The following is a 26917-nucleotide window of genomic DNA, read 5'->3' on the forward strand; positions in this document are numbered from 1 at the left end:
CCGGAGGCAACAGCAGATGTCCGACCACCAGACCGCTCCCGGCCGGATCATGGCGGCGGAGATGGCCGAGCAGCCGGCCGTCCTGCGGCGCATCCTCGACGAGGGCGCCCCGAAGATCCGCGGGATCGCGGCCGAGATCGCCGCCCGCAAGCCCCGCTTCGTCCTGCTGACCGCGCGCGGCACCTCGGACAACGCCGCGCTCTACGCCAAGTACCTGATCGAGATCCTGCTCGGCAAGCCGGCCGGCCTGACCTCGATGTCCACCACCACCGCGTACGGCGCCAAGCCCGACCTGACCGACGTGCTGGTGATCACCGTCAGCCAGTCCGGCGGCTCGCCCGACCTGGTGGCCTCCACCAAGGCCGCCCGCGAGGCGGGGGCGGTCACCCTCGCCGTCACCAACAACCCCGACTCCCCGCTCGCCGAGGTCTCGGAGTTCCACATCGACGTGCTGGCCGGGCCGGAGAAGGCGCTGCCCGCCACCAAGACGTACACCGCCGAACTGCTCGCGCTCTACCTGCTGGTCGAGGGCCTGCGCGGCGGCGACGGCGGGGCCGCCCGGGAGCTGCCCGCGCTGGCCGCCGGGGTGCTGGCGCGCCAGGCCGAGGTGAAGGCACTGGCCGAGCGGTACCGCTTCGCCCAGCGGCTGGTGATCACCTCGCGCGGCTACGGCTACCCGACCGCCCGCGAGGCGGCGCTCAAGCTGATGGAGACCACCTACATCCCCGCCACCCCGTTCTCCGGCGCCGACCTGCTGCACGGGCCGCTGGCGATGGTGGACAACGTCTCGCCGGTGATCGCGATCGTGCCGGACGGCAAGGGCGGCGAGGCCCTCCAGCCGGTCCTGGACCGGCTGCGCGGCCGCGGGGCGGACCTGGTGGTCGTCGGCCAGCAGGCCCAGGTGGACGCCGCCTCGGCCGGGTTCGCCCTGCCGCCGGGCGTGCCGGAGGAGGTCCAGCCGATCCTGGAGATCCTGCCGCTGCAACTGCTGGCGTACGAGGTGACCATCGCCCGCGGCCAGGACCCGGACGCCCCGCGCGCCCTGGCGAAGGTGACGGAGACGCGCTGACCGACGCCGACCGACAGGATCGGGGGCCGTCCACAGCCTGTGGACGGCCCCCGATCCCGTGAGCGGCGGAGAACGGCCCGAGGGCGGAAAGCACTACGGGCCACGGCGCCGACGCGGGACCCTCAACCCACGCGGCACCGCAGCCCGGAGCTGTCGTCGGCCACCGGTGACGATCGAGAACTGTGCGGGGTCCTCGTTCGACGGTGTCCGACCGAGGAGCGGCCTCGCGCGGTCAGGGCAGTTGCGCGGGGGGCCTCTCCTTGGTGCCCTTTCATTGTGGACTAGACCAATCGGGCTTGTCCAGGCCCGGCGGCAAATTGGTCTAAACAACCCCCGGAGGTCCGAACCGGTCCCACCGGGCCTACCGAACCCTCCGGACCCACGGAGCCCTCCGGACCCGCGCGCCCCGCCCGTACGGCGCTACCCTCGCCCTGTGCCCTCGCTGAACGAACTCGTCCGCCGCCACACCACCCTCACCGGGGCCGACGTGGAATGGCTCCACCTGCTGGTCTCGGAGTGGCAGCTGCTCTCCGACCTCTCCTTCGCCGACCTGGTGCTCTGGATCCCCACCTGGGACGGCATCCGCTACGTCTCCGTGGCCCAGATGCGGCCCAACACCGGCCCCACCTCCTACCAGGACGACATGGTCGGCCACCTCGTCCCGCGCGGGCGCCGCCCGCTGCTGGACGCCGCCTTCGACGAGGGCCGGATCGTGCGCGAGGGCGACCCGGAGTGGCGGGAGGAAGTGCCCGTACGGGTCGAGTCGATCCCCGTGCGGCGCGAGGGCAAGGTGCTCGGGGTCATCGCCCGCAACACCAACCTGCTGACCGTGCGCACCCCCAGCCGGCTGGAGCTCACCTACCTGCAGAGCGCCTCCGACCTGGCCCAGATGATCGCCGCCGGCAGCTTCCCCTTCCCCGGCGTCGAGCAGGCCGACATGGACGCCGCCCCCCGCGTCGGCGACGGCCTGATCCGCCTGGACGCGGACGGCATCGTCACCTACGCCAGCCCCAACGCCCTCTCCGCCTACCACCGCCTCGGCCTGAGCACCGACCTGGTCGGCACCCACCTGGGCCGCGCCACCGCCGACCTCGCCCCGCCCTCGCGCTCGGCCGTCCACGAGGCGCTGGTGAAGATCGCCAGCGGCTGGGCACCCCGGCAGACCGAGGTCGAGGCCCAGGGGGGAGTGGTGACGCTGCGGGCGATCCCGCTCAAGCCCAAGGGCGTGCTGACCGGTTCGCTGGTGCTCTGCCGGGACGTGACGGAGCTGCGCCGCCGCGACCGCGAGCTGATGACCAAGGACGCCACCATCCGGGAGATCCACCACCGGGTGAAGAACAACCTCCAGACCGTCGCCGCCCTGCTGCGGCTCCAGTCGCGCCGGATGGAGTCCGAGCCCGCCCGGGCGGCGCTCGACGAGGCCGTGCGCCGGGTCGGCTCGATCGCCATCGTGCACGAGACGCTCTCCCAGGCGCTGGACGAGCAGGTGGCCTTCGACGAGATCGCCGACCGGGTGCTGGCCATGGCGATGGAGCTCTCCCAGGACGGCCGGGTCCACACCCGGCGCACGGGCAGCTTCGGCATCCTCTCCGCCGAGGTGGCCACCCCGCTGTCGATGGTGCTGACCGAGCTGCTGCAGAACGCGCTGGAACACGCGTTCGGCCCGACGGCCTCCGGCAACCTGGAGGTCAGCGCGCTGCGCGGACGGGCGCCCGCCACGGGCATGGGCTGGTCGGACAGCTGGAACGGCGGCGCCAAGCCGGAGGAGTACCTGCTGATCACGGTGCAGGACGACGGCCGGGGCATGCCGGAGGGGTTCGACCCGCAGTCCGCGGGCAACCTGGGCCTCCAGATCGTCCGCACGCTCGCCTGCGGGGAGCTGGGCGGGACCTTCGACATGGTGGCCGGCCCGGACGGCGGCACCAAGGTGATCCTGGAGATCCCGGTCCGCTGAGACCGCGAGACCGCGAGACCGCTGAGACGCGCGGATGTGCAGTGAGAAGCAGCGAGAAGCAGTGAGGTGCGGCGGGGGCGTGCGCACGGCCGACGCGCCGGGTGCACGCTCCACGCGCGGGCGTGAGAACGCGACGGTGCGGGGGCGGGGGAGTGGGGCCGCAGGGGCGCGGAAACAGAAACGAGGCCCTGTCGACCGGGGGGGGTGGGTCGACAGGGCCTCTCAACCCGTTCCGGCCGTCGGGGGGAGTCGGCCGGAGCAGGGGCTCTGGGTGGTGCGACACCTCACCGGTGCGTTGCACACGGTGAGCGCCTAAGCTCCACGATATTGCTCTCTGTGAACAGTATCAAGTGCCTGGGCGAATCCGGTGTCGCAGGGCCCGGTCCAGCAAGGCCCCTTGTGCGGAAGGCTTCACCAGGAGGTGCAGGGAAGCCTGTGATCATGAGTCGATCGATGGTGCGGTTACTGCTGGTGTGCAGCCTGTGTCACGTGGTGTGATCAGGCGGCGAAATTCAAGGCGTGTTTCAGGCGGTGCGGGCGCGGTTGCGGGCGGCGCGGCGCTTCATCGCACGACGCTCGTCCTCGCTCATACCGCCCCAGACGCCCGCGTCCTGGCCGGTCTCGAGCGCCCACTGCAGGCACTGCTCCATGACCGGACAGCGGCGGCACACGGCCTTGGCTTCCTCGATCTGCAGCAGAGCAGGACCGGTGTTCCCGATCGGGAAGAACAGCTCCGGGTCCTCTTCGCGGCAGACAGCGCGGTGGCGCCAGTCCATGGTCGTCCAACTCCTCCTGCCGACGGGGGTCACCCGCTCGGCATAATCGATGGGCCTTGTGAATGTGAACGCTTTCACGAATCCCACAACAACAAAAGAGACCAAAGGCCCATAGGGCCCGGGAGGTCTGTGCTGGGAGGGGATTCGGCGATTCGAGGGGCGTCTCGCGGTCAGCTCCCCTGTGATGCCGGGGTGGCCGTCGCTGCGAGGTGTCCCGATCGCCATGTAGAGGTTCGCAAACCTCGGGCTCGGATACAACCCCCTTCGGCGAGGAATTTTTGATTCTTCGGTGTCGCCTAGCTCACAGCCAGTACTTCTATGGAGTGAAGGGGGCTTGTGCGTTCGAGAAGAAGGGCGAACCCCCCTTCCGGTCACACAATCACACGCAGTGCCCGGCGTACGCCTGTGAAACTGACCCGACTCCGGTCTCCAAGATGGTCCCCGTCGACCTGGAAGGGGGCAGGTTCCTCCGAAACCAAGGTGAAGTGTCTGACGTCGTGATAGGAGACGACGTGCTTCCCGCTGGGCCCGGCCGGTGGGGCGCCGTCGCTCGAAGGCGCGTACGACCGCAGGATCTGACGGACCGTTCGAGCAGTACCGAACGCCGTCATCCGGGTGATCCCGAAGAGGTCGAGGTCCGTGTCGAAGGAAGCCTGGGGGGAGGGGTAGACCGGGCGGTTGCCGAGGAAGGTCCACGGCGAGGTGTTGCTGACTATGGCCATGACCAGGCCCGGAAGCTGTTCGTGGCCCGGTAGTTCCAGGCTCACCGGGCCCCGGCGGCGCTGCTCACGCTGGGTGAAGTAGTGCCGGACGGCCTGCCCCACGTACAGGGCGTGGGTGGACTTTCTCCCGGCCCTGCGCTGCGCCTCGACCCGGCCGACCACCCCGGCGTCGAAGCCGTAGCCGGCGGTGAAGGTGAACCAGCGGTCCGGCAGCCCCTCCGTCATCGCCTTGCCCAGCCCGATCGGGCGCTCCCGCCCGCGCTCCAGCGCGTCCAGCAGGGCCCCGGTGGCCTCCACGGGGTCGTTGGGCAGGCCCAGGGCGCGGGCGAAGACGTTGGTCGAACCGCCCGGCACCACGGCCAGTCGCGGGACCTTCTCGCCCGGGCCGTGCGTGAGCAGCCCGTTCACCACCTCGTTGACGGTGCCGTCGCCCCCGAGGGCCACGACCAGGTCCACCGCACCGTCCCGGGCCGCCTCCTCCGCGAGGTCGCGCGCGTGGCCCCGGTACTGCGTCTCCGCGACATCCAGCTTGAGGTCGCTGCGCAGGGCGTGGATCAGTACGTCCCTGGTCCGGCCACTGGTGGTGGTGGCCTTGTGGTTCACGACCAGGAGAGCGCGCATGGGGAAAGCCTACGGGTCGGTACGGAGCAACCGGCGGCTACCCTGCTGGAGTGACCGCAGAAACCACCGCACCCGCCACCGCCCGCCCGGTCCCGCTCACCCTGGGCGCGGCCATCACCGCCCTGGAGGGCGCCGCGCTGGCCGTCGTCGGCGTCTGGGACATGGTGTCCGCACTGTCCGGCCAGTCCAAGCAGATGGCCCTCAACGAGTTCGGCGGCGTGGTCATCGTGCTGCTCGGCGTCCTGCCGGTGCTGGCCGCCCGCGCCCTGCTCAAGGAGCGGCGCTGGGGACGCAGCCCGGCCGTGCTGACCAACTCGATCTGCCTGCCGGTCGCCTACTACATGGTCGAGAGCGGCGGGGCGATGATCGCGGTCGGCGCGGTCGTCGGCCTGCTCGGGCTGGTGGGCATCGGGGCGCTGCTGAACCCGAGGACGACGGCGGCCCTGTACACCCAGCACGAGGGCTGAGCGCACAGGGCCGGAGAGGTCCTGAGAGGTCCTGAGCCGTCGTCAGGTCTACTCCTCCACGAGGAGCTTCTCGCGCAGCTGGGCCAACGTGCGGGCCAGCAGCCGGGAGACGTGCATCTGGGAGATCCCCACCTCGGCGGCGATCTGCGACTGGGTCATGTTGCGGAAGAACCGCAGCACCAGGATCTTCTGCTCCCGGGGCGGCAGTTGGGCCAGCAGGGGCTTGAGCGACTCGCGGTACTCGACGCCCTCCAGCGCCTCGTCGGTGGCGCCCAGGGTGTCCGCCACGGCCGGCGACTCGTCGTCGCTGTCCGGGACGTCCAGGGACAGCGTGGAGTACGCGTTGGCGGACTCCAGACCCTCCAGGACGTCCTCCTCGGAGATCCCCAGGTGCTCGGCCAGCTCGTGCACCGTGGGGGAGCGGCCGTGCCGCTGGGAGAGCTCGCTGGTCGCCGTGGTGAGCGACAGCCGCAGCTCCTGGAGGCGGCGCGGCACCCGGACCGCCCAGCCCTTGTCGCGGAAGTGCCGCTTGATCTCGCCGACGATGGTCGGCGTCGCGTAGGTGGAGAACTCGACCCCGCGCTCGTGGTCGAAGCGGTCCACCGACTTGATCAGGCCGATGGTGGCGACCTGGGTGAGGTCGTCCAGCGGCTCACCCCGGTTGCGGAACCGCCGGGCCAGGTGCTCGACCAGCGGGATGTGCATCCGCACCAGCTGGTTGCGCAGCTCGACGCGCTCCGAGGAGCCCTCGGGCAGCGCGGACAGCCGGACGAACAGCGCCCTGGCCGCCTCCCGGTCCGGCGCGCCGGAGCGGTGCGCGCTCTGGACGGGCACCGCCCCGTGCGGCTCCCCGGCCTCGTCCGCCGGTTCGGGCGGGTTCGGCGAGGAGTGCGACGGATCAGACGTCGGCTCGGTCGGCTGGCTCATCCGGTGGGCGTCCTTCGGGTGCGCTTCGTCGTTGGCGGCGAGGCCGGGAACGCTCGCCTGGGTCGGTACGGCAGGGCCCGCCGTCGCGAGGCCGGTACGGTCCAGATCACTCACGGCCATTCCCCCGTTCCGTTCCGGGAGCACCGGGGCCACCGGCCCCGGTTTCGTCTCGTTGGTCGTACCGCTTGTCGGGCGGTACCGGGAGCCGCCCGCCCCGCCCCCGGACGGGGAGTGGCGGACGGCCCTTGCACGGGTGTTGCTCAGGGGCCGGCTAGTGGGCGGCGGAGCCGCCGCGCTTCTTGTGCAGGCTGATCGTGACGGTCTTGTCCTCGCCGACCGAGGAGTCGACCTCACCGGCGAGCGCCGAGAGCACCGTCCAGGCGAAGGTGTCCCGCTCGGGGGCCTTGCCGTCGGTGGTCGGCGCGGAGACGGTGACCTTGAGCGAGTCCCCGACCAGGCGGAACTCGCAGGACAACACCGAGCCCGGCACCGCCTGCTGGAGCAGGATGGCGCAGGCTTCGTCGACCGCGATCCTCAGGTCCTCGATCTCGTCGAGGGTGAAGTCCAGCCGGGCCGCGAGCCCGGCGGTCGCTGTTCGCAGCACGGAGAGGTAGGCCCCCGCTGCGGGCAGCCGGACCTCCACGAAGTCCTGAACTCCGAGATCGTCGTCGATCTGGGACACCCTTGCCTCCTGGGTGGCGTGCTGTGCTTCCTTGGTACCCCGTGAAGGGGTTCGATGCCAGGTGTTCCCGGCATCGAGGTCGATCGCCTTCCGCACACGGTGCGGGAGTTACTCATGGTAAGGCATTGCGACGCAGGGTGGCAGGGGCTTTGCCGGACTCCGCCGGTCCAATCGGGAACCGGTCGTTCACCCGGAGGTCCCGGCCCGGGTGAGAGCCTCGTCGGTGAGCCGGTAGACCGTCCAGCCGGCCATCGGGACGGCTCCGAGGGACTCGTAGAAGTCGATCGAGGGCCGGTTCCAGTCCAGCACCGACCACTCGACGCGGGAGTAGCCGCGCTCCACGGCGATCCGCGCCAGCTCCAGCAGCAGCGCCTTGCCGTGGCCGCCGCCGCGCGCCTCGGGGCGGACGTACAGGTCCTCGAGGTAGATCCCGTGGGTGCCGCGCCAGGTCGAGAAGTTGAGGAACCAGATCGCGAAGCCGACCGGCTCGCCGGTGGCCCCGTCCTCGGCGATCAGGCCGAACAGCGCGGGCTCGGGGCCGAACAGCGCGTCGTGCAGCTGCTCGTCCGTGGCCACGGCCGCCTGCGGTTCCTTCTCGTACTCCGCGAGATCGCGGATCATGGCGCGGATGAGCGGGACGTCGCTCGCGACGGCGGTGCGGATCATGCCTCCGAGCGTACCGACCGGGCCCCGCTTCTCCCAGGGCCCGGCCGATGAAGATCTCGAGCTCAGCGGGCTTCCGGCACATTGCCGAGGAATCGGGCCAGCGAGTCGACCGCCGCCGGGTTGCGGGGGCTCTCCACCAGGTCGACGTAGTCCATCACGAAGATCCGGTCGTTCCTGATCGCGGAGACGCCGGCCAGCGCGGGCAGGGACTTGAGGAAGTTCCGCTTCTCCTCGGCGCTCACCGAGCCGTAGTCGTTGATCACGATCACCTCGGGGTCGCGCTGCACCACGCTCTCCCAGCCGGCGGTCACCCAGGAGTCGTTCAGGTCGTGCATGACGTTGGTACCGCCGGCCTTGGCGATGATCTCGTCCGCGGCGGCGAACCTGCCCGCGGTGAACGGCTTGTCCTTCCCGCTGTCGTACAGGAAGACGGACGGGCTGCGGGTGGGCCGCCGGGTGGCGTCGATCTGCGCCTTGAAGCGGGCGATCAGCCTGTCGGCGCGCTCGCGGACGTCGAAGATCTCGCCGAGGTTGGCGAGGTCGGTGTAGAGCGCCTCCAGCGGGTCCATCACGCCGCGCTCGCGGCCCGCGCCGCTGCGGCAGGACTCGGTGAGCACGTAGGAGTCCACGCCGAGGGCCCTGAACGCCGCGGGGGTGACGCCGCTGCCCTCGTCGAAGCCGTAGTGCCAGCCGGCGAAGACCAGGTCGGCCCTGGCGTCCAGGACGATCTCCTTGGTGATCTCCTTCTTGGAGAGCCAGGAGGTCTTCCCGTACCCGTCCTTCCACTCCACCGCGTCGACCCGCCCCCTGTCGTCGGGCATCACGTAGCCGGCCATCCGGTCGGCGAGGCCGAGGGCGAACACCATCTCGGTGATGCCGACGTCGTTGGTGACCGTCCGGGCGGGCTTCTGCGAGAAGGTGAGCGCGGTGCCGCAGTTGTCGACGGTCACCGGGTAGTGCGCCGAGGCTCCGGCAGCCCGGTCGGCGGGGGCGATCTCGGCGCCGCAGGCGGTGAGGCCGAGGGTGAGCAGGGCGGTGGCGGCAAGGGCCTTGGTACGCAAGGGGGTTCTCCTCCCGGAGAGGTCAGAGGCGGTCGAACAGCAACTGGAGGGCGCCGGTCAGCGGGTGCCGTACGGGCGTGGCCCGCACGCCGAACACCTCGGCCAGCAGCTCGGGCCGGAGCACCTCCTCGGGCGGCCCGGAGGCGACGATCCGGCCGGCGCGCAGCACGTACAGCAGGTCGCAGTGGGCCGCCGCCAGGTTGAGGTCGTGCAGCGCGGTGAGCACGGTCGGGCCGGCCTCGCGGGCCAGCGCCAGCACCTCCAACTGGTGGGCGACGTCCAGGTGGTTGGTGGGCTCGTCCAGCACCAGCAGCCTCGGCTCCTGGACGAGCGCGCGGGCGATCAGCGTCCGCTGCTTCTCGCCGCCGGACAGGTTCAGGAAGCCCCGCTCGGCCAGGTGCTCCACCCCGACCCGGCGTATCGCCCAGGCGCAGCGCTCCGCCTCGTCGGCGGCGCCGGGGCCGGACAGGCCCCGCCGGTGCGGCAGCCGCCCCATGGCGACCACCTCGGCCACGGTGAAGTCGAACTCGGCGGAGTGCTCCTGCGTCAGCGCGGCCACCCGGCGGGCCGATTCGCGCGGGGTCAGCGCGTGCAGGTCCTCGCCGTCCAGCCGTACGGACCCGCCCGCCGGGCGCAGCACCCGGTAGACGCAGCGCAGCAGCGTGGACTTGCCGCTGCCGTTGGGCCCGATCAGCCCGACCACCTGCCCCGGCGCGGCCCTCAGGCCCACCTCGTGGACGAGCCTGGCGCCCGCCAGTTCGACGGAGACGCCCTCGACGAGCAGCTCTTCGGCCTTCGCCATCACCGGCCTCCCAGGGACTGGCCGCGGCGGCGCATCATCAGCAGGAAGGCGGGCACCCCGAGCACGGCCGTGAACACCCCGACGGGCAGTTCGGCGGGCGCCAGCAGGGTCCGCGAGGCGATGTCCACCCAGACCAGCAGCAGCGCCCCGGCGGGCGGCGCGACCAGCAGCACCCGGCGGTGCGAGGCGCCGACCAGCATCCGGGCCAGATGCGGCATCAGCAGCCCGACGAAGCCGATCGCCCCGCTGACGGCGACCACGGTGCCGGTGACGGCGGCCGTCACCACGAACAGCTCGCGGCGCAGCCGGTCCGGGTCCACGCCGAGCGAGGCGGAGGTCTCGTCGCCCATCGCGAGCGCGTCGAGGCGCCCAACGGCGCAGGCCAGGTACACCAGCCCGGCCAGGACGGTGGCGGCGGCGATCGGCACCGAGCCCCAGGTCGCGCCGCCCAGGCTCCCGAGCAGCCACATCATGACGTCCCGGGCGGCCTCGCCGCGGTCGGCGGCGAAGACCATCAGGGAGGTGACGGCGGAGAACCCGTAGGACAGTGCGGTGCCGGTGAGCACCAGCCGCAGCGGGGTGAGCCCGTACGCGGTGCGGGCGGCGAGGTAGACCAGCACCATCGCGGCCAGCGCGGAGGCGAAGGCGGAGACGGAGATCGCCCAGATCCCGAGCGCGGCGAAGGCGCCGAGCAGCATCACGGCGTTGGCGCCGACCGCCGCCCCGGAGGAGATGCCGAGGACGAAGGGATCGGCGAGCGCGTTGCGCACCAGCGCCTGCACGGCCACGCCGGTGGCGGCCAGGCCCGCCCCGACCACGGCGGCCAGGAGGGTGCGCGGCAGCCGGATCTGCCAGACGATCGCGTACGCGGCCGCTTCGTCGGCCCCCAGCCGGCCGCCCGTCAGACCGGCGCCCAGCAGCCGCAGGACCTGTGGGAGGCCCAGCCCGGCGGAGCCGAGGGCGACCCCGCAGACGAGCGAGACCAGCAGGGCGAGGGAAAGTCCGAGTGCGAGGGGCAGGGCGGGTGTTCGGCGTGGGGGCGGGCTGGTGCTCACGGTCACGGGCGGCTGCGCCTTGCCTCGGGCCGGGCGCGCGCCGGGCCGGGCCGCCTGCCGGGCTGCGCCGGGGGGCCGTCCCCTCGCAGTCCACGGCGAGTCGTCGGGAGTTCAGCGGCCGGGGGCGATCGGGCTGGCGGGGCCGTACGGGTACGGGCTCCGCTCACCGTTGCGGGTCAGCGCCGGACTCTCACCGGACTTCTCCCTCGGACGCCCTGGCAGCATAACAGCCACTCAGGCTAGGCAACCCTTACCGGGGGTGGGGCGGCCGTGAACGCGCGACCGCCCCCGGCCGACGGTGCGGACGGGGGCGGTCGGGTGGCGACGCGTCAGGCTCACGCCTGCTTGGTCTCCCAGAAGATCTTGTCGACCTCGGCGATCAGGTCCAGCAGGGCCTGGCCGGTGGCCGGGTCCGTCGACGCCTTCGCGGCCGAGGCGGCCTTGAGGGTGTCGTTGATCAGCTGGTGCAGCTGCGGGTACTTCTCGAAGTGCGGGGCCTTGAAGTAGTCGCTCCACAGCACCGAGATGTGGTGCTTGACGGCCTCGGCGCGCTGCTCCTTGATGATGATGGCGCGGGCGCGGAAGTGCGGGTCCTCGTTGGCCTGGTACTTCTCCTGAGTGGCCTTGACCGACTCGGCCTCCAGCTTGGCCTGCGCGGGGTCGTACACACCGCAGGGCAGGTCGCAGTGGGCGTGCGCGGTGACGCGCGGTGCAAACAGACGAGAGAACATGGGAGTCCTTCCTTAGATCGTCTTCCCGCGGCCGAGACTACCGTCACCCCCTCGTGGTTTCGCGATCGGGCGGTGGGCCTAGGGCAAAAGGCCGAGTCGCGTACGGGCCGTGGCCGAGTCGAAGCGCACGTCGAACCGGTGACGGTCCGTACGGCAGACTGGGGGACGGTCGGCGCGGGAGGAGGAGTCGTGGCGCGAAGCACAGGAGCGGAGGGCGTGGCCCAGGGCGGAGCGCTGCCGTTCGGGGTGGTCGACGTGGCCGGCCCGTCCATGGTGCCGACCCTGCGCGAGGGCGACCAGCTGCTGGTCCGCTACGGGGCACCGATCAGGCCCGGGGCCGTGGTGCTCTTCCGGCACCCCCTCCAGCAGGACCTGCTGGTGGTGAAGCGGGCCGCCGAGCGCCGGGCGAAGGGCTGGTGGCTGCTCTCCGACAACCGCCCGGTGGACAGCGACAGCCGCTCCTACGGCCCGGTGCCGGACGAACTGGTCCTCGGCCGGGTGCTGCTGCGACTGCGCCCCTCCCCGGCCTGGCTGGCGCCGGGGCGGCGGCTGGAAAGGCTGCTGCTCGGCCCCCGGCTGGCACGGCTGCCGGGGCTGGCCCGCCGCCTCGGCGTGTGGGTCGAGGAGACCCCCTAGGACTGCTCCTGGAGGGCCGCCGCGGCCTCCAGGCGCTTGCGGGCGCGGTAGGCGGCGACGTTGGCGCGGGTGGCGCAGCGGTCGGAGCAGTAGCGGCGGGAGCGGTTGGTCGAGGTGTCCAGGTAGGCGTTGCGGCAGGGCGCGGCCTGGCAGATGCCGAGGCGGTCGGCGCCCAGCTCGGTGAGGTGGACGGCCAGGCCCATGCAGGCCACCGCGCTGAAGTGGGCGGTGGCGGTGGGGGAGTTGTCGGCCAGGTGCAGGTGCCAGCGCGGGCGGCCGGCGTCGTCCAGGACGTCGTGGCCGGAGACCACCGGGCTGACGGGGTACTCCATCAGCAGGCTGTTCAGCAGGTCGACGGAGCGGACCTCGTCCCCCTCGGCGGCGGCCTCGAAGACGCCGCGCAGCCTGGTGCGCACGGCCCGCAGCCGGGGCACGTCGGACTCGTCGGCCAGGGCGCCGGCCCGGGAGGAGTCGGAGAAGAGGGCGCGCACCGCGTCCACCGAGGTCAGCGTGTCGGTGCCGCGCTCGGGCTCCTCGGTGTTCACCAGCCGAACGGCGAGGTCGGCGTACGAGGCCAGCTCCACGGCGGTCCTTCCAGGTATCGGTAACGGGCTGACAGCTTCCAGCCTATTACCTTGAGAGGCAAAACGTCGGCGCCCGGCAGGATCCGCCTGCCGGGCGCCGATCGTACGTGCTCAGAGCACCTTGGACAGGAAGGCCCTGGTGCGCTCGTGCTGCGGGTTGGTGAGAACCTCGCGGGGGTTGCCGGACTCGACGACCACGCCGCCGTCCATGAACACCAGCGCGTCGCCGACCTCGCGGGCGAAGCCCATCTCGTGGGTGACGACGATCATCGTCATCCCCTCCTCGGCGAGACCGCGCATGACGTCCAGCACCTCGCCGACCAGCTCCGGGTCGAGCGCCGAGGTGGGCTCGTCGAAGAGCATCAGCTTGGGCTTCATGGCCAGCGCCCGGGCGATCGCCACGCGCTGCTGCTGGCCGCCGGAGAGCTGGGAGGGGTAGCTCTTCGCCTTGTCGGCGAGCCCGACCCGCTCCAGCAGGGCCATGCCGCGCTCGCGGGCCTCGGCCTTGCTCTCCTTCTTGACCTGGACCGGGGCCTCCATGACGTTCTCGACGGCCGTCATGTGGGGGAACAGGTTGAAGCGCTGGAACACCATGCCGATGTCACGCCGCTTGAGGGCGACCTCGCGGTCGCGCAGCTCGTGGAGCCGGTCGCCCTTCTGCCGGTAGCCGACGAGTTCGCCGTCCACCCACAGCCGGCCGCCGTTTATCTTCTCGAGGTGGTTGATGCACCGCAGGAAGGTCGACTTGCCGGAGCCGGACGGCCCGACCAGGCAGAACACCTCGCTCTGCTTGACCTCCAGGTCGATGCCCTTGAGCACCTCGACCAGGCCGTACGACTTGTGCACGCCCTCGGCCCTGACCATCGGCCGGGTGGCGGCCGGTGCGGCGTCCGCAGGGGTCTTGGTCAGATCGGTCATACGTGACCACCTCCCTCGAGCCCCGGGACGACGTCGTGCTCCTTCGGGGCCGGCTTTCCGCCGAACAGCCTGCGCACCCGCTGAAGCGGTGTCGGCGGCAGCGTTCGGTTCGCACCACGAGCGTAGTGCCGCTCGATGTAGTACTGCCCCACGGTGAGGATCGAGGTCATGATCAGGTAGTAGATGCTGACCGCGACCAGCACCGGGATGGTCTGGAAGGTGCGCGAGTAGATGTCGTGGCCGGCCGTGAACAGCTCGGTCAGCGAGATGACCTGGACCAGCGAGGTGGTCTTCAGCATCGAGATGGTCTCGTTGCCGGTTGGCGGGATGATCACCCGCATCGCCTGCGGCAGGACGATCCGGCGCAGCGTCGCCGCCCGGCTCATGCCCAGCGCGTGCGCGGCCTCGCTCTGGCCCTCGTCGACCGACTGGATGCCGCCGCGGACGATCTCCGCCATGTACGCGGCCTCGTTGAGGCCGAGGCCGAGGAGCGCGGCGGTGAAGGTCGGGATGAGGGTGTTGGTGTTCTCGGACCAGAACGACGGGCCGAACGGGATGCCGACCGAGAGGTTCTGCCAGAGCGAGCCCAGGGTGTTCCAGAACACGAGCTGGACCAGCACGGGGGTGCCGCGGAACACCCAGATGTAGAACCAGGCCGTCCCGGACAGCAGCGGGTTCGGGGAGAGCCGCATGATCGCCAGGAGCACACCGCCGACCACGCCCATGAGCATGGCGAACAGGGTGAGTTCGAGGGTCGTGCCGATGCCGGAGATGATCGTGTCGTCCTGCATCGTGTCGCGGACGACGTCCCACTTGAACGCGGGGTTGTAGATCAGGGCGTGGAGCAGCATCGCCGCGAGGACGAGGACGACGAGGGCTCCGGCCCAGCGTCCGGGGTGGCGGACCGGGACGGCCTTGATGGGCTCAGGCCGTCCCGGCTTCGCCAGCCCCTGGTCTGAAGAATTCACAGTTGAGTGGCCTCAGGGGGTGTGGTGGTGCGGAGGGTCAGCTCTTGGCGGCGTTGACTTCGGACTTGTCGATCGCGCCGGCCTCGACGCCCCACTTCGCCAGGATCTGCTTGTAGGTGCCGTCGGCGATCAGCGACTGGACGGCGCCCTGAACGGCCTTGGTGAGCGGCGAGTTCTTGTCCAGGACGACGCCGTAGGGGGCGCTGTCGTAGGTGTCGCCGACCTTCTCGAGCTGGCCGTTGGTCTGCTTGAGGGCGTAGTCGATCACCGGCGAGTCGGCCATCATGGCCTGGTCGCGGCCGGCGAACAGGGCCTGGGTGACGTCCGTCTGCAGCGGGAACTTGTCGCCGTCGTTCGGGATGGTCGGCTTGCCGGCCTTGGTGCAGTCCGGGTTGCGCTTGTCCTTGATCTCGTCGGCCTGGGTGGTGCCGGTCTGGACGGCGACCTTCTTGCCGCAGAGGTCCTTGGGGTCGATCTTGTCCGGGTTGCCCTTCTTCACCGCGATGGCCGAGCCGGCGGTGAAGTAGGTGACCATGTCGACGGTCGCCTCGCGCTCCTTGGTGTCGGTGAAGGAGCTCATGCCGACCTGGTACTTCTTCGCCGAGATGCCCGGGATGATCGAGGTGAAGTCGGCGTTCTGGACGTCGGCGGTCAGGCCCAGCTTCTTGGCGATGGCGTCGGCCAGGTCGACGTCCATGCCGACGATGTTGCCCTTCTCGTCCTTGAACTCGTTGGGCGCGTACGAGGCGTCGGCGGCGACCACGAGCTTGCCCGCGGACTTGACGTCGGCCGGGACGAGGTCGGCCAGCTTCGGGTCGGCCGTCACGGCCCCGACCGTGGCGCTCGGGTTGGTGCCCGCGCCGGCGGTCGTACCGGAGGAGGACTTGCTGCTGCCGCAGCCGGTCAGGACGAGGGAGACGGAGGCGGCAACCGCGCAGGTGGCGAGGAGCCGGGTGCGGGTACGGGCGGTCATGAGGGGGATCTCCTCCTGGGGAGAGAAGCAGTGCCTGGGCGCGGGGGCGCGCAGGGGGCTTGCGGGTACTGCGTCCGCCACCCTCCGCCGAGGTGGACGTTGACGGAACCGCCTCGACCAGTGGTCGGCTCGATCCGAGATGGGGGGAATCCTGCCATCTGAGGACGGTCAGGTGGCCCTTATTCAGATCAAAATCGGATAACGAGGGCGGATACTGTCCGCTATTCGGACCAATATCGTGAACCTGTCACCCTCCGTATAAGTATGCAGACCTCTCCGGTCTCGGCCCGGAGGCCCGCCGGAGGCTTCCGGAGGCCGCCCGCCCTGCCGGGGCGGGGGGTGGGTGTGCCAGAATTCGGTACCCGGGTGACCCCCGGACGCTCGAACCGGACCGACGAGCCCCGACAGGCTCGGGGTGCCCGGGAACGGAAGTCATCACGAGGCTCCGTATCCATGGCACCGGCTCCCTCCAGGTCCGCGTTCACTCCCGCGGGTAAGTGCGTGTTCCCACCTTGCCGCCGCCGGAGCCCCGGCGCCTCGCCGCAGGGCCCCTGTGACGCGACGGCACGGCGATGAACAGTGCGCGACGAGGACGAAAAGGCATAGGTGCGATGCCTTCGTCCGACCTACGCTCGCCCCGGAAGCACTCATCAGTCCAACAGACCCCATAACCCTCATCCGAGGGCGCCGCCCGGCGGCTGCGCCCCGACCCCGCCCCCGGGTACCGCTTTCGCGTACCCGGTTTCCGGTTTCCCGGACGGGTCGCCCAGTCCGTCGGCCGCGCACCTCGCCAGATCAATGACGAAGAGGTCATCGTGGCAGCGGAGATCATCCACAGCAGCACCCAGGACACCGACGATCCGGTCGACGCCGTGTTCGCGCTTCACCGCGGCGGCAAGATGGAGATCCGGTCGACCGTCCCGGTGCGCGACGCGGACGACCTGTCCCTCGCCTACACCCCCGGTGTCGCCCGGGTCTGCACGGCCATCGCCGAGCAGCCGGAGCTGGTCAACGACTACACCTGGAAGTCCAACGTCGTCGCGGTGGTCACCGACGGCACCGCCGTGCTGGGCCTGGGTGACATCGGTCCCGAAGCCTCGCTGCCCGTGATGGAGGGCAAGGCCATCCTGTTCAAGCAGTTCGGCGGCGTGGACGCGGTGCCGATCGCGCTGGCCTGCACCGGGGTCGACGAGATCGTCGAGACCGTGGTGCGGATGGCGCCCTCCTTCGGCGGCGTCAACCTGGAGGACATCTCCGCGCCGCGCTGCTTCGAGATCGAGCGCCGGCTCCAGGAGGCCCTGGACATCCCGATCTTCCACGACGACCAGCACGGCACCGCGATCGTCACCACCGCCGCCCTGTGGAACGCGGCCAAGGTGACCGGCCGCGAGATCGGCTCGCTGCGGGCCGTCATCTCCGGCGCCGGCGCGGCCGGCATCGCCATCGCCAAGATGCTGGTGGCCGCCGGGATCGGCGACGTCGCGGTGTGCGACCGCAAGGGCGTGGTGTACGACGGCCGCGGCGACCTGACCGACGTCAAGGCCGAGATCGCCGCGCGGACCAACCGCACGGGCCTCAAGGGCAGCCTGGCCGAGGCGCTGAAGGGCGCCGACGTCTTCATCGGCGTCTCCGGCGGCACCGTCCCGGAGGAGGCCGTGGCGACCATGGCCGAGGGCGCGTTCATCTTCGCGATGGCCAACCCCAACCCGGAGATCCACCCCGAGGTCGCGCACAGGTACGCGGCGGTCGTCGCCACCGGGCGCAGCGACTTCCCGAACCAGATCAACAACGTGCTGGCCTTCCCCGGCATCTTCGCGGGCGCCCTCCAGGTGCGGGCCTCCCGGATCACCGAGGGCATGAAGCTGGCCGCCGCCAAGGCGCTGGCCGGCGTGGTGGCCGACGAGCTGACCCCGCAGAAGGTCATCCCCTCGCCCTTCGACGAGCGGGTCGCCCCGGCGGTGACCAAGGCCGTCGCCGAGGCCGCCCGCGCGGAGGGCGTCGCCCGGGCGTAAGGGCTTCGACCCGTCTGGGCCGTGCCTTCCTGAGCCGTGCCTTCCGAGGCCGGGACACGCGTCACATGTTCGCGTGCTTCCCGGCCTCGGCCGTGCCGGGCTAACGTCCTGGGCATGTTCGCCGCCTACGCCGCACGCATCGACGCCGACGATCCGCTGAGCGGGCTGGAGCTCGGGGAGTTGCCCGAGCCGCAGGCCCGTCCGGGCTGGAGCGTGGTCACCGTCCGGGCCGCCAGCCTCAACCACCACGACCTCTGGTCGCTGCGCGGGGTCGGTCTGCCCGCCGAGCGGCTGCCGATGATCCTCGGCTGCGACGCCGCCGGGATCGACGAGGACGGCAACGAGGTCGTCATCCACTCCGTGATCGGCCAGAGCGGCCACGGGGTGGGACCGGCCGAGCCCCGCTCCATCCTGACCGAGCGCTACCAGGGCACCTTCGCCCAGAAGGTGGCCGTGCCCACCTGGAACCTGCTGCCCAAGCCCGCCGAGCTGAGCTTCGAGCAGGCCGCCTGCCTGCCCACCGCCTGGCTGACGGCTTACCGGATGCTGTTCACCAACGCCGGGGTCAAGCCCGGCGACACCGTGCTGGTGCAGGGCGCCGGCGGCGGGGTGTCGACCGCGCTGGTCGTCCTCGGCAAGGCGGCGGGCCTGCGGGTCTGGGTCACCGGACGGGACGGCGCCAAGCGGGAGCGGGCCCTGGGGCTCGGCGCCGACGCGGTGTTCGAGAGCGGCGCCCGGCTGCCCGAGCGGGTGGACGCGGTGATGGAGACCGTCGGCGCCGCGACCTGGTCGCACTCGGTGAAGTCGCTGCGCCCGGGCGGCACGATCGTCATCTCGGGTGCCACCTCCGGCGCCAACCCGAGCGCCACCGAGCTGAACCGGATCTTCTTCCTGGAGCTCAAGGTGGTCGGCTCGACGATGGGCTCCAAGGAGGAGCTGGCCGGGCTGCTCTCCCTGTGCGCCACCTCCGGGGTGCGGCCGGTGATCGACAGCGTGCTGCCGCTGGCCGGGGCCCGGGACGGCTTCGCCCGGCTCGCCGCCGGGGACCTCTTCGGCAAGATCGTGCTGAACCCCTGAGTGCAGGAACGTGAAAGACGGTCCGGTGCCTCCCCCCGGAGGCACCGGACCGTCCGTCCGTACGGTCGCCCGTCAGCCCGTCAGCCCGTCAGCCCGTCAGCCCAGCAGTCGTCGCAGCCGCTCGCCGGCCGTGCCCAGCACCGTGCGGGCCCGGGCCAGGCGGTCGGCGTCGACCCCGCCGTCGCGGGCCGCGTCGCGGACCTGGTCGCGGAAGCGGTCGAGCAGCCGCTCCAGCTCGCGGGCCGGGTCCCCGGCGGGGTCGGTGTGCGCCCAGGCCGGCAGGTCGGCGGGCTCGGCGGTCTCCTCGACCGGCTCGTCCGGCTTGTCCAGGTCGACCCGGGTGACGGTGATCCGCTCGCCCGAGGGCGGGGACGGCGGGCTCGGCGGCGAGGACGGCGAGGACGGCGAGGGCTGGTCGCCTGCCGGGTGGCCCCAGCGGGCCGCGTCGGCCAGCCCGGCCAGGCCCTTGGTCAGCTCGGACAGGCCCTCGGCCAGCCCCGTCGGCCAGTCGCCCTTGGCGGCGTGCTCGCGCACCTGCTGCTCGACCCGGCGCTTGATCCGCAGCGCCTCCTGCTGCGCTGCCGTGCGCGAAGCCTTGGCCTCCTCGCGCAGCCGGCGGGCCTCCTCCTCGGCGGCCTTCGCCTTGGCCTTGGCGGCCTTCTCCTGCTCGCGGGCCCGCTTGGCCTGCTCCTTGGCCTGCTGCTTGAACTGGGCGAACTCCTCCTTGGCGCGCTGCCAGGACTCGTTGTCGCCCCAGGGGCCGGACCACGGGTCGCCGCCCTCGGAGCGCTCGGGCTTCGGCGCCTGGCCGGCGGCCCGCCACAGCTCCTCGCGCAGGTTCTTGGCGCTGTCCTTGACGTCCTCGCGGATCGCCCCGGCCAGCTGCGCCACCGAGTCGTGGATCTCCCGCTCCAGCTCTTCCAACTCGCCCTCCCGGGCTTCGAGTTCGGCCTGCCCGGCGTCGGTGAGCCGGTACACCTTGCGGCCGCCCTCGGTGCTGTGGCTGACGAGTCCCTCCTGTTCCAGCTTGGCCAGGCGCGGGTAGACCGTGCCGGCGGAGGGCGCGTACAGGCCCTGGAAGCGCTCCTCCAGCAGGCGGATCACCTCGTAGCCGTGCCGGGGGGACTCGTCGAGGAGCTTGAGCAGGTAGAGCCGGAGCCGGCCGTGGCCGAAGACGGGGGTCATCTCACGCCTCCTTGGTGAAGTCGGGGCCGGCCGGCTTGTCGAGGTTCGGGCCGGGGAGCTCGCGGACCGGGGCCTCCTCCTCGCTCTCGGGGCGGCGCAGGACCGTCACGGCGCCGGAGACGGTGGTGACGTTGAGGCTGCCGCGGCCCTCGCCGAGCTGGCCGGACAGGCGCTTGGCGCCCCAGTTGCCGGCGATCTTGAGCTGCTCGAAGGTGCTGGTGATGTCGCCGCTGGTGGAGCCGGCCTCGACCTTGGCGTCGGCCAGGGAGGGGATGCGGATGGCGACCGCGCCGCTGACGGTGGTGACCTTGACGTCCGTCTCGGCCGCGACGTCGAGGTCCAGGGTGACGGCGCCGGTCACCGAGTTCACCTGGACGCGGTCGGCGGTGCCGGCGACCACGGTCAGCCGGCCGGAGGCGGTGTTGACCTTGAGCTGGCCGGCCACCGACTGGGCGTCCACGTCGCCGCTGACGGTGTTGGCGTCCGTCCTGCCGGTCAGGCCGACCAGGGTGGCGTCGCCGCTGAGGCTCTGCACCGAGACGTGCTCCGCGACCCCGGAGACGGTGGTGCCGGCGGAGACGGTGCCGACCCTGACCTCGGTGGAGGCCGGGACGGTGACGGTGACGCCGACGACCCGCTTGTTGCGCAGGGCGGAGAACCAGGTCTTGACCGAGTCCATCGACTTGAGGACGTTGCCGAAGTCCCCCCAGCTGTTGAGGTCCTTGTACGTCACGGTGAGCACGCCGTCCACCAGCGTCACGTGCAGCGGCTCGCCGCGCAGTTCGGTGACCTCCAGACGCGCCGGGCCCTCGGCGGCCACGACGTTGACCGTGCCGTCGATGACGCGCACGTGCAGCGCCCGGATCGCCTCGTCGACGGTGATCCTCTCGGGCCCCTCGACCGTCCACTGGTTCATCTCTGCCGCCTCCCGTCCCGGATCGCGATGTATCGCGTTCTCTTCCAAAGACGATATATCGCGTGCCGGGAAAAGCAAGTGGTTCCGCCCCCGAGACCGTCCCGGACGCGACCCCTACGGGAGAACGCGAGGGCCCCCGGAGGCGGTTGCCTCCGGGGGCCCTCATCGGCGTGCCCTCAGGTCACTCGTCGTCCTCGTCGTCGAGGCGGGCCAGCCAGGTGGCCAGCCGCTCGACCGGGATCTCGAAGTCCGGGTTGAGGTCGACGAACTCGCGCAGGCGCTCGGCCAGCCACCCGAAGGTGACCTCCTCGTCGCCGCGCCGGCTCTCCAGCTCCTCGATGCCGCGGTCGGTGAAGTACACGGTTCGCTCCGGTCAGGTGGGGATTGACCTGGTCAGGATAGACCGGGCTGGTCGTTCGCCCGCCAGGTGCTCACCGTCACCGTGACGCCCCCGGAGGTGGTGTCGACGGAGTCGATGGCCGCGACCGAGATGTTGCGGGTGACCCGGTCCCGGATGCAGAGCAGCCGGCCCGCGGTGACGCGGTTGAAGCTCAGGTCGGTGTCGGGCCGGGAGTCGATCGCCGTCTGGCACTGCTCGGGGGTGACCGTGGCGTCGGTGATCAGCGCGAAGTCGGAGGCGTCGTCGCCGAAGGCGTAGAAGGTGTCGGCCTTGCCGCCGCAGCAGTCCTTCTTGCCGACGCCGAAGCCCCACTTCAGCTTGGTCTGCCGGGGGACGACCTTGCCCGACTCCAGGTCGATCCGGTAGGCGTCAGTGGAGTCGTTCGCCCCGGGGATGGCGAGGGAGACCTTGCTGAGCGCGGCGGTGTAGCCGGTCGGCCGCGAGGGGGCCGAGACGGTGCTCCGGGGGGTCTTCGAGGGCGAGGCCGTCACCGGAGCGTTGGAGACGGGGCCCGAGCTCGGCGACGTGTCGCCCCCGATCGGCGCCGGCGGGTTGGCCGCGGGGCCCGTCGACGGCGACTGGGCGGAGGAGCTGGTGTCCTTCTTGCCGTCGTCCAGCTTCTTCATCAGGGCGACGCCGCCCGCGGTGCCGCCGATCGCCATCACCAGGGCGACGACGAGCAGCACCTTCCAGGAGACCCCGCCCTTCTTCTTCGCGGGCTCCGGCTCCTTCTTCTCGGGCTCCGGGGCGGAGGTGACCACCGGGCCCGGCGGCGGGGTGTCGAAGGTCGGGGGCTCGGCGCGCAGCTGCACGGTCGGCGGGGCGGAGAGCACCGGCGCGGTGGGCGCCTCGGTGACGGGCTGCGGCGGGCCGTACGCGCCCAGCGCGGGCGGCGCGAAGCCGGGCGGCGGGGTGACGGGCTGCTGCGGCGGGAGCGGGGCGGCCGCGGTGGCCGGGTGGGTCTGGTGAGGCTGATGGGTCGGGTGGGTCTGGTTGGTCGGCGCCGCGGCCGGCGGCGGGGGAGTGGCGGGGGCGGCCGGAGGCGCGGTGGGCGCGGCCGGGACGACGGGGGCGGCCAGTACCGGGGTGGGCGGGGTCTTCGGGAGGTCCGAGCGGCGGGGGATCTCGGTGTTGACCTGGCGCGGCAGCCAGTCCTCCCCGAAGCGCAGCTGTCCGCCGACCTCCGGGTGGTTGCGGGCGACGCCGATGATCTCGGCGGGCGTCGGCCGGTCCTCGGGGGACTTCGCCAGGCAGCGCTGGATCAGCTCCCGCAGGTCCTCGGGGACGCCGGTGAGGTCGGCCTCCTCGTGCACGACGCGGTAGAGCACCGCGGTGTCCGGGCCGTCGCCGAAGGGCGCCGCGCCGCCGGCCACGTACGCGGCCAGGGCGCCGAGGGCGAACACGTCGGTGGCCGGGGTGACGGCCCGGCCCTGGGCCTGCTCGGGGGCCATGAAGGAGGGGGAGCCGATCCGGTAGCCGGTGCCGGTGAGGGCGGTGGCGTCGGCGGCCCGGGCGATGCCGAAGTCGATGACCCGGGGGCCGTCCCCGGCGACCAGGACGTTGGCCGGCTTGAGGTCGCGGTGCACGACCTCCACGCTGTGGATCGCCTGGAGCGCCTCGGCGATGCCGCCCATGAGCAGCAGCACGGTGCGCACCGGCAGGGCGCCGTGCTCGCGCACCACCTGCTGGAGGGAGGGGCCGGGGACGTACGCGGTGACCAGCCATGGGGCGTCCGAGTCCAGGCCGCCGGAGTCGATCACCTGCGCGGTGTAGAGGCCGTGGATGCGCTGGGCGCTGCTGACCTCCTGGGCGAAGCGGCGGCGGAACTCGCTGTCCTCGGCGAACTCGGGGCGCACCACCTTGAGCGCGACCGGGCGCCCGCCGGGGGTGTAGGAGAGGTAGACCCGGCCCATGCCGCCGGCGCCGAGCCGGGCGTACAGCCGGTAGCCCCCCACCTCGCGGGGGTCGTCGGGGAGCAGAGGCTGGAAGACCGGAGGGAGCTTGCTGGCATCCCGGGGAGTGTCGGCGGTCATGTGGTGAGGTCCCCCTGAGCGGTGAGGTCGTACGGCCGGGCCGCCGGCGCGAAGACGGGCACCGGGCGGCCGACATGGCGAGGCATAACCTATCGACCCGTCAGTGGGGCGTGCAGCGGGGATACGCATCGGTTGCACAACCGTGAACTGCGAACGCCCGCGGCCCCCGTCCTCCCTGGTCGGGAGGGCGGGGGCCGCGGGCGTCGGAGCGTCGGCGCGGGGGCCGTCGTCAGATGGTGAACACCTCGTCCACCAGGGCCGCCTGCTCGGCGCCGTGGCGCTTGGCCGAGCCGACCGCCGGGGCCGAGGAGGCCGTACGGGCCACGCGGCGCAGACGGGCGTCGCCGCCGGTGCGGCCGACGACGACCTGGAGGTGGTCGACCAGGTTCATGGCGATGAACGGCCAGGCACCCTGGTTGGCCGGCTCCTCCTGGGCCCAGACGAACTGGACGTTCTCGCCGTAGCGGGCCAGCTCCTCCTGGAGCTCGGCGACCGGGAGCGGGTAGAGCCGCTCCATGCGGACGATGGCGGTGTCGGTGACGCCGCGCTCGGTCCGGGCCGCCGCCAGGTCGTAGTAGAACTTGCCGGAGGTGATGACGACCTTGCGGACCTGCGCCGGGTCGACGGTGGTGTCACCGATGACCGGGCGGAACGAGCCCGACAGGAACTCCTCGGTCGCACTCGCCGCGGCCTTCAGACGCAGCATCGACTTCGGGGTGAAGACGATGAGCGGCTTGTGGTGCGGGTTGTGCGCCTGCCAGCGCAGCAGGTGGAAGTAGTTCGACGGCAGGGTCGGCATGGCGACCGTCATGTTGTCCTGCGCGCACAGCTGGAGGAAGCGCTCCGGGCGGGCGGACGAGTGGTCCGGGCCCTGGCCCTCGTAGCCGTGCGGCAGCAGCAGGGTGACGCCGGAGTGCTGGCCCCACTTCTGCTCGGCGGAGGCGATGTACTCGTCCACCATGGTCTGCGCGCCGTTGACGAAGTCGCCGAACTGCGCCTCCCACATGACCAGCGCGTTCGGGCGGGTCAGCGAGTAGCCGTACTCGAAGCCCATGGCCGCGTACTCCGACAGCAGGCTGTCGTAGACGGTGAAGCGGGCCTGGTCCTCGGTGAGGTACTGCAGCGGGGTGTAGTCCTCGCCGGTCTTGCGGTCGATCAGGACGGCGTGCCGCTGGCCGAAGGTGCCGCGGCGGCTGTCCTGGCCGGCCAGGCGGACCGGGTGGCCCTCCATGAGCAGCGAGCCGATGGCGAGGGCCTCGCCGGTCGCCCAGTCGATGGTGTTGTCCTCGACCGAGGCGGCGCGGCGCTGGAGCTGCGGCAGCAGGCGCGGGTGGACGGTCAGCCAGTCCGGGTGGTTGACCTGCGAGGCGGCGATCCGCTTGACCATCTCCTGGGAGATGCCGGTCTGGATGGTGACCGGGAAGTTCGCGACCGGGCGGGCGGCGGTGGCGTCGGCCGGGGCCTGGGCCGCGTCGCGGACCTCGGCGAAGACCTTCTCCAGCTGGCCCTGGAAGTCCTGGAGCGCCTGCTCCGCCTCTTCCATGGTGATGTCGCCGCGACCGATCAGGCCCTCGGTGTACAGCTTGCGCACCGAGCGCTTCTTGTCGATCAGGTCGTACATCAGCGGCTGGGTGAACGACGGGTTGTCGGCCTCGTTGTGACCGCGGCGGCGGTAGCAGATGAGGTCGATGACGACGTCCTTGTGGAACTCCTGCCGGAACTCGAAGGCGAGCCGCGCGACGCGGACCACGGCCTCCGGGTCGTCGCCGTTCACGTGGAAGATCGGCGCCTCGATCATGCGGGCCACGTCGGTGCAGTACATCGACGAGCGCGAGGACGCCGGGGCGGCGGTGAAGCCGACCTGGTTGTTGACCACGAGGTGGATCGTGCCGCCGGTGCGGTAGCCCCGCAACTGCGACATGTTCAGGGTCTCCGCGACGACGCCCTGGCCGGCGAAGGCCGCGTCGCCGTGGACCTGGATCGGGAGCACCGGGAAGGTGGTGCCGCCCTGGTCCAGGACGTCCTGCTTGGCGCGGACGATGCCCTCGACGACCGGGTCGACCGTCTCCAGGTGGGAGGGGTTCGCGGCGAGGGAGACCTTGATGGTCTCGCCGTCCAGGCCCGTGAAGGTGCCCTCGGCGCCCAGGTGGTACTTGACGTCGCCGGAGCCGTGCATGGACTTCGGGTCGAGGTTGCCCTCGAACTCGCCGAAGATCTTGCCGTACGGCTTGCCGACGATGTTGGCCAGCACGTTCAGGCGGCCGCGGTGGGCCATGCCGATGACGGCCTCGTCGAGGCGGTGCTCGGCGGCGGCGTCGATCGTGGCGTCCAGCAGCGGGATGAGGGACTCGCCGCCCTCCAGGGAGAACCGCTTCTGCCCGACGTACTTGGTCTGCAGGAACGTCTCGAACGCCTCGGCGGAGTTCAGGCGGCGCAGGATGCGCAGCTGCTCCTCGCGCTCGGGCTTGGTGTACGGCTTCTCCAGGCGCTCCTGCAGCCACTTGCGCTGCTTCGGGTCCTGGATGTGCATGTACTCGATGCCGACGGTGCGGCAGTACGTGTTGCGCAGCAGGCCGAGGATGTCGCGGAGCTTCATCATCTTCTGGCCGCCGAAGCCGCCGACCGCGAACTCGCGCTCCAGGTCCCACAGGGTGAGGCCGTGCTGGACGACGTCCAAGTCGGGGTGCTTGCGCTGCTTGTACTCCAGCGGGTCGGTGTCGGCCATCAGGTGGCCGCGCACGCGGTACGCGTGGATGAGCTCCATGACGCGGGCGGTCTTGTTGACCTCGTCGTCGTGGGTGGTGGCGACGTCGGTGGCCCAGCGGACCGGCTCGTACGGGATCCGCAGCGACTCGAAGATCTCGTCGTAGAAGCCGTTCTCGCCGAGCAGCAGGCGGTGGATCTCGCGCAGGAACTCGCCCGAGGCCGCGCCCTGGATGACGCGGTGGTCGTAGGTCGAGGTCAGCGTCATGATCTTGGAGACGCCCAGGCGCGAGAGGGTCTCCGGGGCGGAGCCCTGGAACTCGGCCGGGTACTCCATGGCGCCGACGCCGACGATGGTGCCCTGGTTCTGCATCAGGCGCGGCACGGAGTGCACGGTGCCGATGCCGCCGGGGTTGGTCAGCGAGACCGTGACGCCGGTGAAGTCGTCCATGGTCAGCTTGTTGGCGCGGGCCCGGCGGACGATGTCCTCGTACGCCTGCCAGAAGCCGAAGAAGTCGAGCGTCTCGGCCTTCTTGATGGCCGCGACGACGAGCTGGCGGTCGCCGTTGGGCTTGACCAGGTCGATGGCCAGGCCGAGGTTGATGTGCTCCGGCTTGACCAGGTAGGACTTGCCGTCCTCCACCTTGTAGCTGTGGTTCATGCCCGGCGAAGCCTTGATGGCCTGGACCAGGGCGTAGCCGATCAGGTGGGTGAAGGAGACCTTGCCGCCACGGGCGCGCTGCAGGTGGTTGTTGATGACGATGCGGTTGTCGATCAACAGCTTCGCCGGGACGGCGCGGACCGAGGTCGCGGTCGGCACCTCCAGCGAGGCGTCCATGTTGGTGGCGACGGCCTTCGCCGGGCCGCGCAGCTGGACCAGCTCGGGGCCGGCCGGGGCAGCGGCGGCGGGTGCGGCCGGGGCGGCGGCCTTCGGCGCCGGGGGCGCGGCGGGGGCTGCGGCGAGCGGTGCGGCGGGGGC

The 26917-nt window shown here is 71.6% G+C and carries 24 protein-coding genes and 1 riboswitch; of the genes, 6 read left to right on the forward strand and 18 right to left on the reverse strand.

What is annotated here, in order from left to right; all coding sequences use genetic code 11:
* Positions 1 to 16 precede the first annotated feature (16 nt).
* Together IH61_RS0112530 and IH61_RS0112535 are read left to right on the forward strand one after the other, a co-directional pair.
* Positions 17 to 1069 (forward strand): SIS domain-containing protein, encoded by a 1053-nt coding sequence (locus tag IH61_RS0112530; protein WP_031068841.1) that lies wholly within the window; start codon positions 17 to 19, stop codon positions 1067 to 1069.
* Positions 1070 to 1511: 442 nt separating this feature from the next.
* Complete coding sequence (locus IH61_RS0112535; RefSeq protein ID WP_199823308.1) at positions 1512 to 3023, forward strand: sensor histidine kinase; 1512 nt, start codon at positions 1512 to 1514, stop codon at positions 3021 to 3023.
* A 524-nt stretch (positions 3024 to 3547) separates the two neighbouring features.
* On the opposite strand, the gene IH61_RS0112540 is transcribed toward IH61_RS0112535, so the two are convergent.
* Together IH61_RS0112540 and IH61_RS0112545 are read right to left on the reverse strand one after the other, a co-directional pair.
* Entirely contained in the window at positions 3548 to 3799 is a 252-nt protein-coding gene (locus IH61_RS0112540) for a WhiB family transcriptional regulator (RefSeq protein ID WP_014138019.1), read from the reverse strand.
* 371 nt (positions 3800 to 4170) lie between these two features.
* On the reverse strand, positions 4171 to 5142 hold the full coding sequence (locus IH61_RS0112545) for a diacylglycerol/lipid kinase family protein (protein ID WP_031068846.1): 972 nt from the start codon (positions 5140 to 5142) through the stop codon (positions 4171 to 4173).
* 50 nt (positions 5143 to 5192) lie between these two features.
* Between IH61_RS0112545 and IH61_RS0112550 the strand changes: the two genes are divergently transcribed.
* Positions 5193 to 5609, forward strand: coding sequence for a hypothetical protein (locus IH61_RS0112550; RefSeq protein WP_031068847.1), 417 nt, complete (start codon positions 5193 to 5195; stop codon positions 5607 to 5609).
* Positions 5610 to 5657: 48 nt separating this feature from the next.
* Here the strand turns inward: IH61_RS0112550 and IH61_RS0112555 are convergent, their stop codons facing one another.
* The 7 genes from IH61_RS0112555 to sodN all read right to left on the reverse strand — a co-directional run bounded on the left by IH61_RS0112555 (position 5658) and on the right by sodN (position 11533).
* Positions 5658 to 6650: an RNA polymerase sigma factor SigF gene (locus tag IH61_RS0112555; RefSeq protein ID WP_234327155.1), complete on the reverse strand. Its 993-nt coding sequence runs from the start codon at positions 6648 to 6650 to the stop codon at positions 5658 to 5660.
* Positions 6651 to 6807: 157 nt separating this feature from the next.
* On the reverse strand, positions 6808 to 7218 hold the full coding sequence (locus tag IH61_RS0112560; protein WP_031068849.1) for an anti-sigma regulatory factor: 411 nt from the start codon (positions 7216 to 7218) through the stop codon (positions 6808 to 6810).
* Positions 7219 to 7404: 186 nt separating this feature from the next.
* The gene (locus tag IH61_RS0112565; RefSeq protein ID WP_031068851.1) at positions 7405 to 7884 is read right to left on the reverse strand and encodes a GNAT family N-acetyltransferase; all 480 of its coding nucleotides are present in this window, start codon (positions 7882 to 7884) and stop codon (positions 7405 to 7407) included.
* 62 nt (positions 7885 to 7946) lie between these two features.
* Positions 7947 to 8945 (reverse strand): ABC transporter substrate-binding protein, encoded by a 999-nt coding sequence (locus IH61_RS0112570; RefSeq protein WP_031068853.1) that lies wholly within the window; start codon positions 8943 to 8945, stop codon positions 7947 to 7949.
* 22 nt (positions 8946 to 8967) lie between these two features.
* A complete protein-coding gene (locus tag IH61_RS0112575) occupies positions 8968 to 9747 on the reverse strand; it encodes an ABC transporter ATP-binding protein (RefSeq protein ID WP_031068855.1) in 780 nt (259 codons plus the stop codon).
* Positions 9747 to 10808, reverse strand: a complete 1062-nt coding sequence (locus IH61_RS0112580; RefSeq protein WP_031068857.1) for a FecCD family ABC transporter permease — start codon at positions 10806 to 10808, stop codon at positions 9747 to 9749. The genes IH61_RS0112575 and IH61_RS0112580 overlap by 1 nt, the downstream gene beginning before the upstream one ends.
* Before the next feature lie 98 nt (positions 10809 to 10906).
* Positions 10907 to 11055: riboswitch (cobalamin riboswitch) on the reverse strand.
* Between the two features lie 82 nt (positions 11056 to 11137).
* A complete protein-coding gene (gene sodN / locus IH61_RS0112585) occupies positions 11138 to 11533 on the reverse strand; it encodes a superoxide dismutase, Ni (RefSeq protein WP_031068859.1) in 396 nt (131 codons plus the stop codon).
* 189 nt (positions 11534 to 11722) lie between these two features.
* On the opposite strand from sodN, the gene sodX reads away from it, so the two are divergent.
* Positions 11723 to 12169, forward strand: a complete 447-nt coding sequence (sodX, locus tag IH61_RS40805; protein ID WP_267884007.1) for a nickel-type superoxide dismutase maturation protease — start codon at positions 11723 to 11725, stop codon at positions 12167 to 12169.
* Here the strand turns inward: sodX and IH61_RS0112595 are convergent.
* The 4 genes from IH61_RS0112595 to IH61_RS0112610 form a co-directional block, all read right to left on the reverse strand.
* A complete protein-coding gene (locus IH61_RS0112595) occupies positions 12166 to 12753 on the reverse strand; it encodes a CGNR zinc finger domain-containing protein (protein ID WP_031068869.1) in 588 nt (195 codons plus the stop codon). The genes sodX and IH61_RS0112595 overlap by 4 nt on opposite strands.
* Positions 12754 to 12864: 111 nt before the next feature.
* Positions 12865 to 13617 carry an amino acid ABC transporter ATP-binding protein gene (locus tag IH61_RS0112600; RefSeq protein ID WP_031068871.1) on the reverse strand — a complete coding sequence of 251 codons (753 nt, stop codon included), beginning with the start codon at positions 13615 to 13617 and terminating at the stop codon, positions 12865 to 12867.
* A gap of 50 nt (positions 13618 to 13667) precedes the next feature.
* Positions 13668 to 14639: an amino acid ABC transporter permease gene (locus IH61_RS0112605; protein ID WP_051836919.1), complete on the reverse strand. Its 972-nt coding sequence runs from the start codon at positions 14637 to 14639 to the stop codon at positions 13668 to 13670.
* Positions 14640 to 14676: 37 nt separating this feature from the next.
* Positions 14677 to 15612 (reverse strand): ABC transporter substrate-binding protein, encoded by a 936-nt coding sequence (locus tag IH61_RS0112610; RefSeq protein ID WP_037972475.1) that lies wholly within the window; start codon positions 15610 to 15612, stop codon positions 14677 to 14679.
* A gap of 815 nt (positions 15613 to 16427) precedes the next feature.
* Here IH61_RS0112610 and IH61_RS0112615 point away from each other — a divergent pair.
* Both IH61_RS0112615 and IH61_RS0112620 read left to right on the forward strand, forming a co-directional pair.
* Positions 16428 to 17624 carry an NAD(P)-dependent malic enzyme gene (locus tag IH61_RS0112615; RefSeq protein ID WP_031068877.1) on the forward strand — a complete coding sequence of 399 codons (1197 nt, stop codon included), beginning with the start codon at positions 16428 to 16430 and terminating at the stop codon, positions 17622 to 17624.
* A gap of 114 nt (positions 17625 to 17738) precedes the next feature.
* Positions 17739 to 18701, forward strand: coding sequence for a zinc-binding dehydrogenase (locus tag IH61_RS0112620; RefSeq protein ID WP_031068878.1), 963 nt, complete (start codon positions 17739 to 17741; stop codon positions 18699 to 18701).
* Between the two features lie 96 nt (positions 18702 to 18797).
* Here the strand turns inward: IH61_RS0112620 and IH61_RS0112625 are convergent, their stop codons facing one another.
* The 5 genes from IH61_RS0112625 to IH61_RS0112645 all read right to left on the reverse strand — a co-directional run.
* Positions 18798 to 19886, reverse strand: coding sequence for a PadR family transcriptional regulator (locus IH61_RS0112625; RefSeq protein WP_031068879.1), 1089 nt, complete (start codon positions 19884 to 19886; stop codon positions 18798 to 18800).
* A gap of 1 nt (position 19887) precedes the next feature.
* Positions 19888 to 20802, reverse strand: coding sequence for a DUF4097 family beta strand repeat-containing protein (locus tag IH61_RS0112630; RefSeq protein ID WP_031068880.1), 915 nt, complete (start codon positions 20800 to 20802; stop codon positions 19888 to 19890).
* Between the two features lie 181 nt (positions 20803 to 20983).
* Positions 20984 to 21163 (reverse strand): DUF6104 family protein, encoded by a 180-nt coding sequence (locus IH61_RS0112635; protein WP_031068881.1) that lies wholly within the window; start codon positions 21161 to 21163, stop codon positions 20984 to 20986.
* Positions 21164 to 21195: 32 nt separating this feature from the next.
* Positions 21196 to 23235 (reverse strand): serine/threonine-protein kinase, encoded by a 2040-nt coding sequence (locus IH61_RS45870; protein ID WP_031068883.1) that lies wholly within the window; start codon positions 23233 to 23235, stop codon positions 21196 to 21198.
* 229 nt (positions 23236 to 23464) lie between these two features.
* Positions 23465 to 26917: multifunctional oxoglutarate decarboxylase/oxoglutarate dehydrogenase thiamine pyrophosphate-binding subunit/dihydrolipoyllysine-residue succinyltransferase subunit (locus IH61_RS0112645; RefSeq protein WP_031068885.1), on the reverse strand; the 3453-nt coding region annotated here is incomplete at its 5' end.

Source organism: Streptomyces sp. NRRL WC-3742, assembly GCF_000720635.1.
Classification (GTDB): Bacteria; Actinomycetota; Actinomycetes; order Streptomycetales; family Streptomycetaceae; genus Kitasatospora.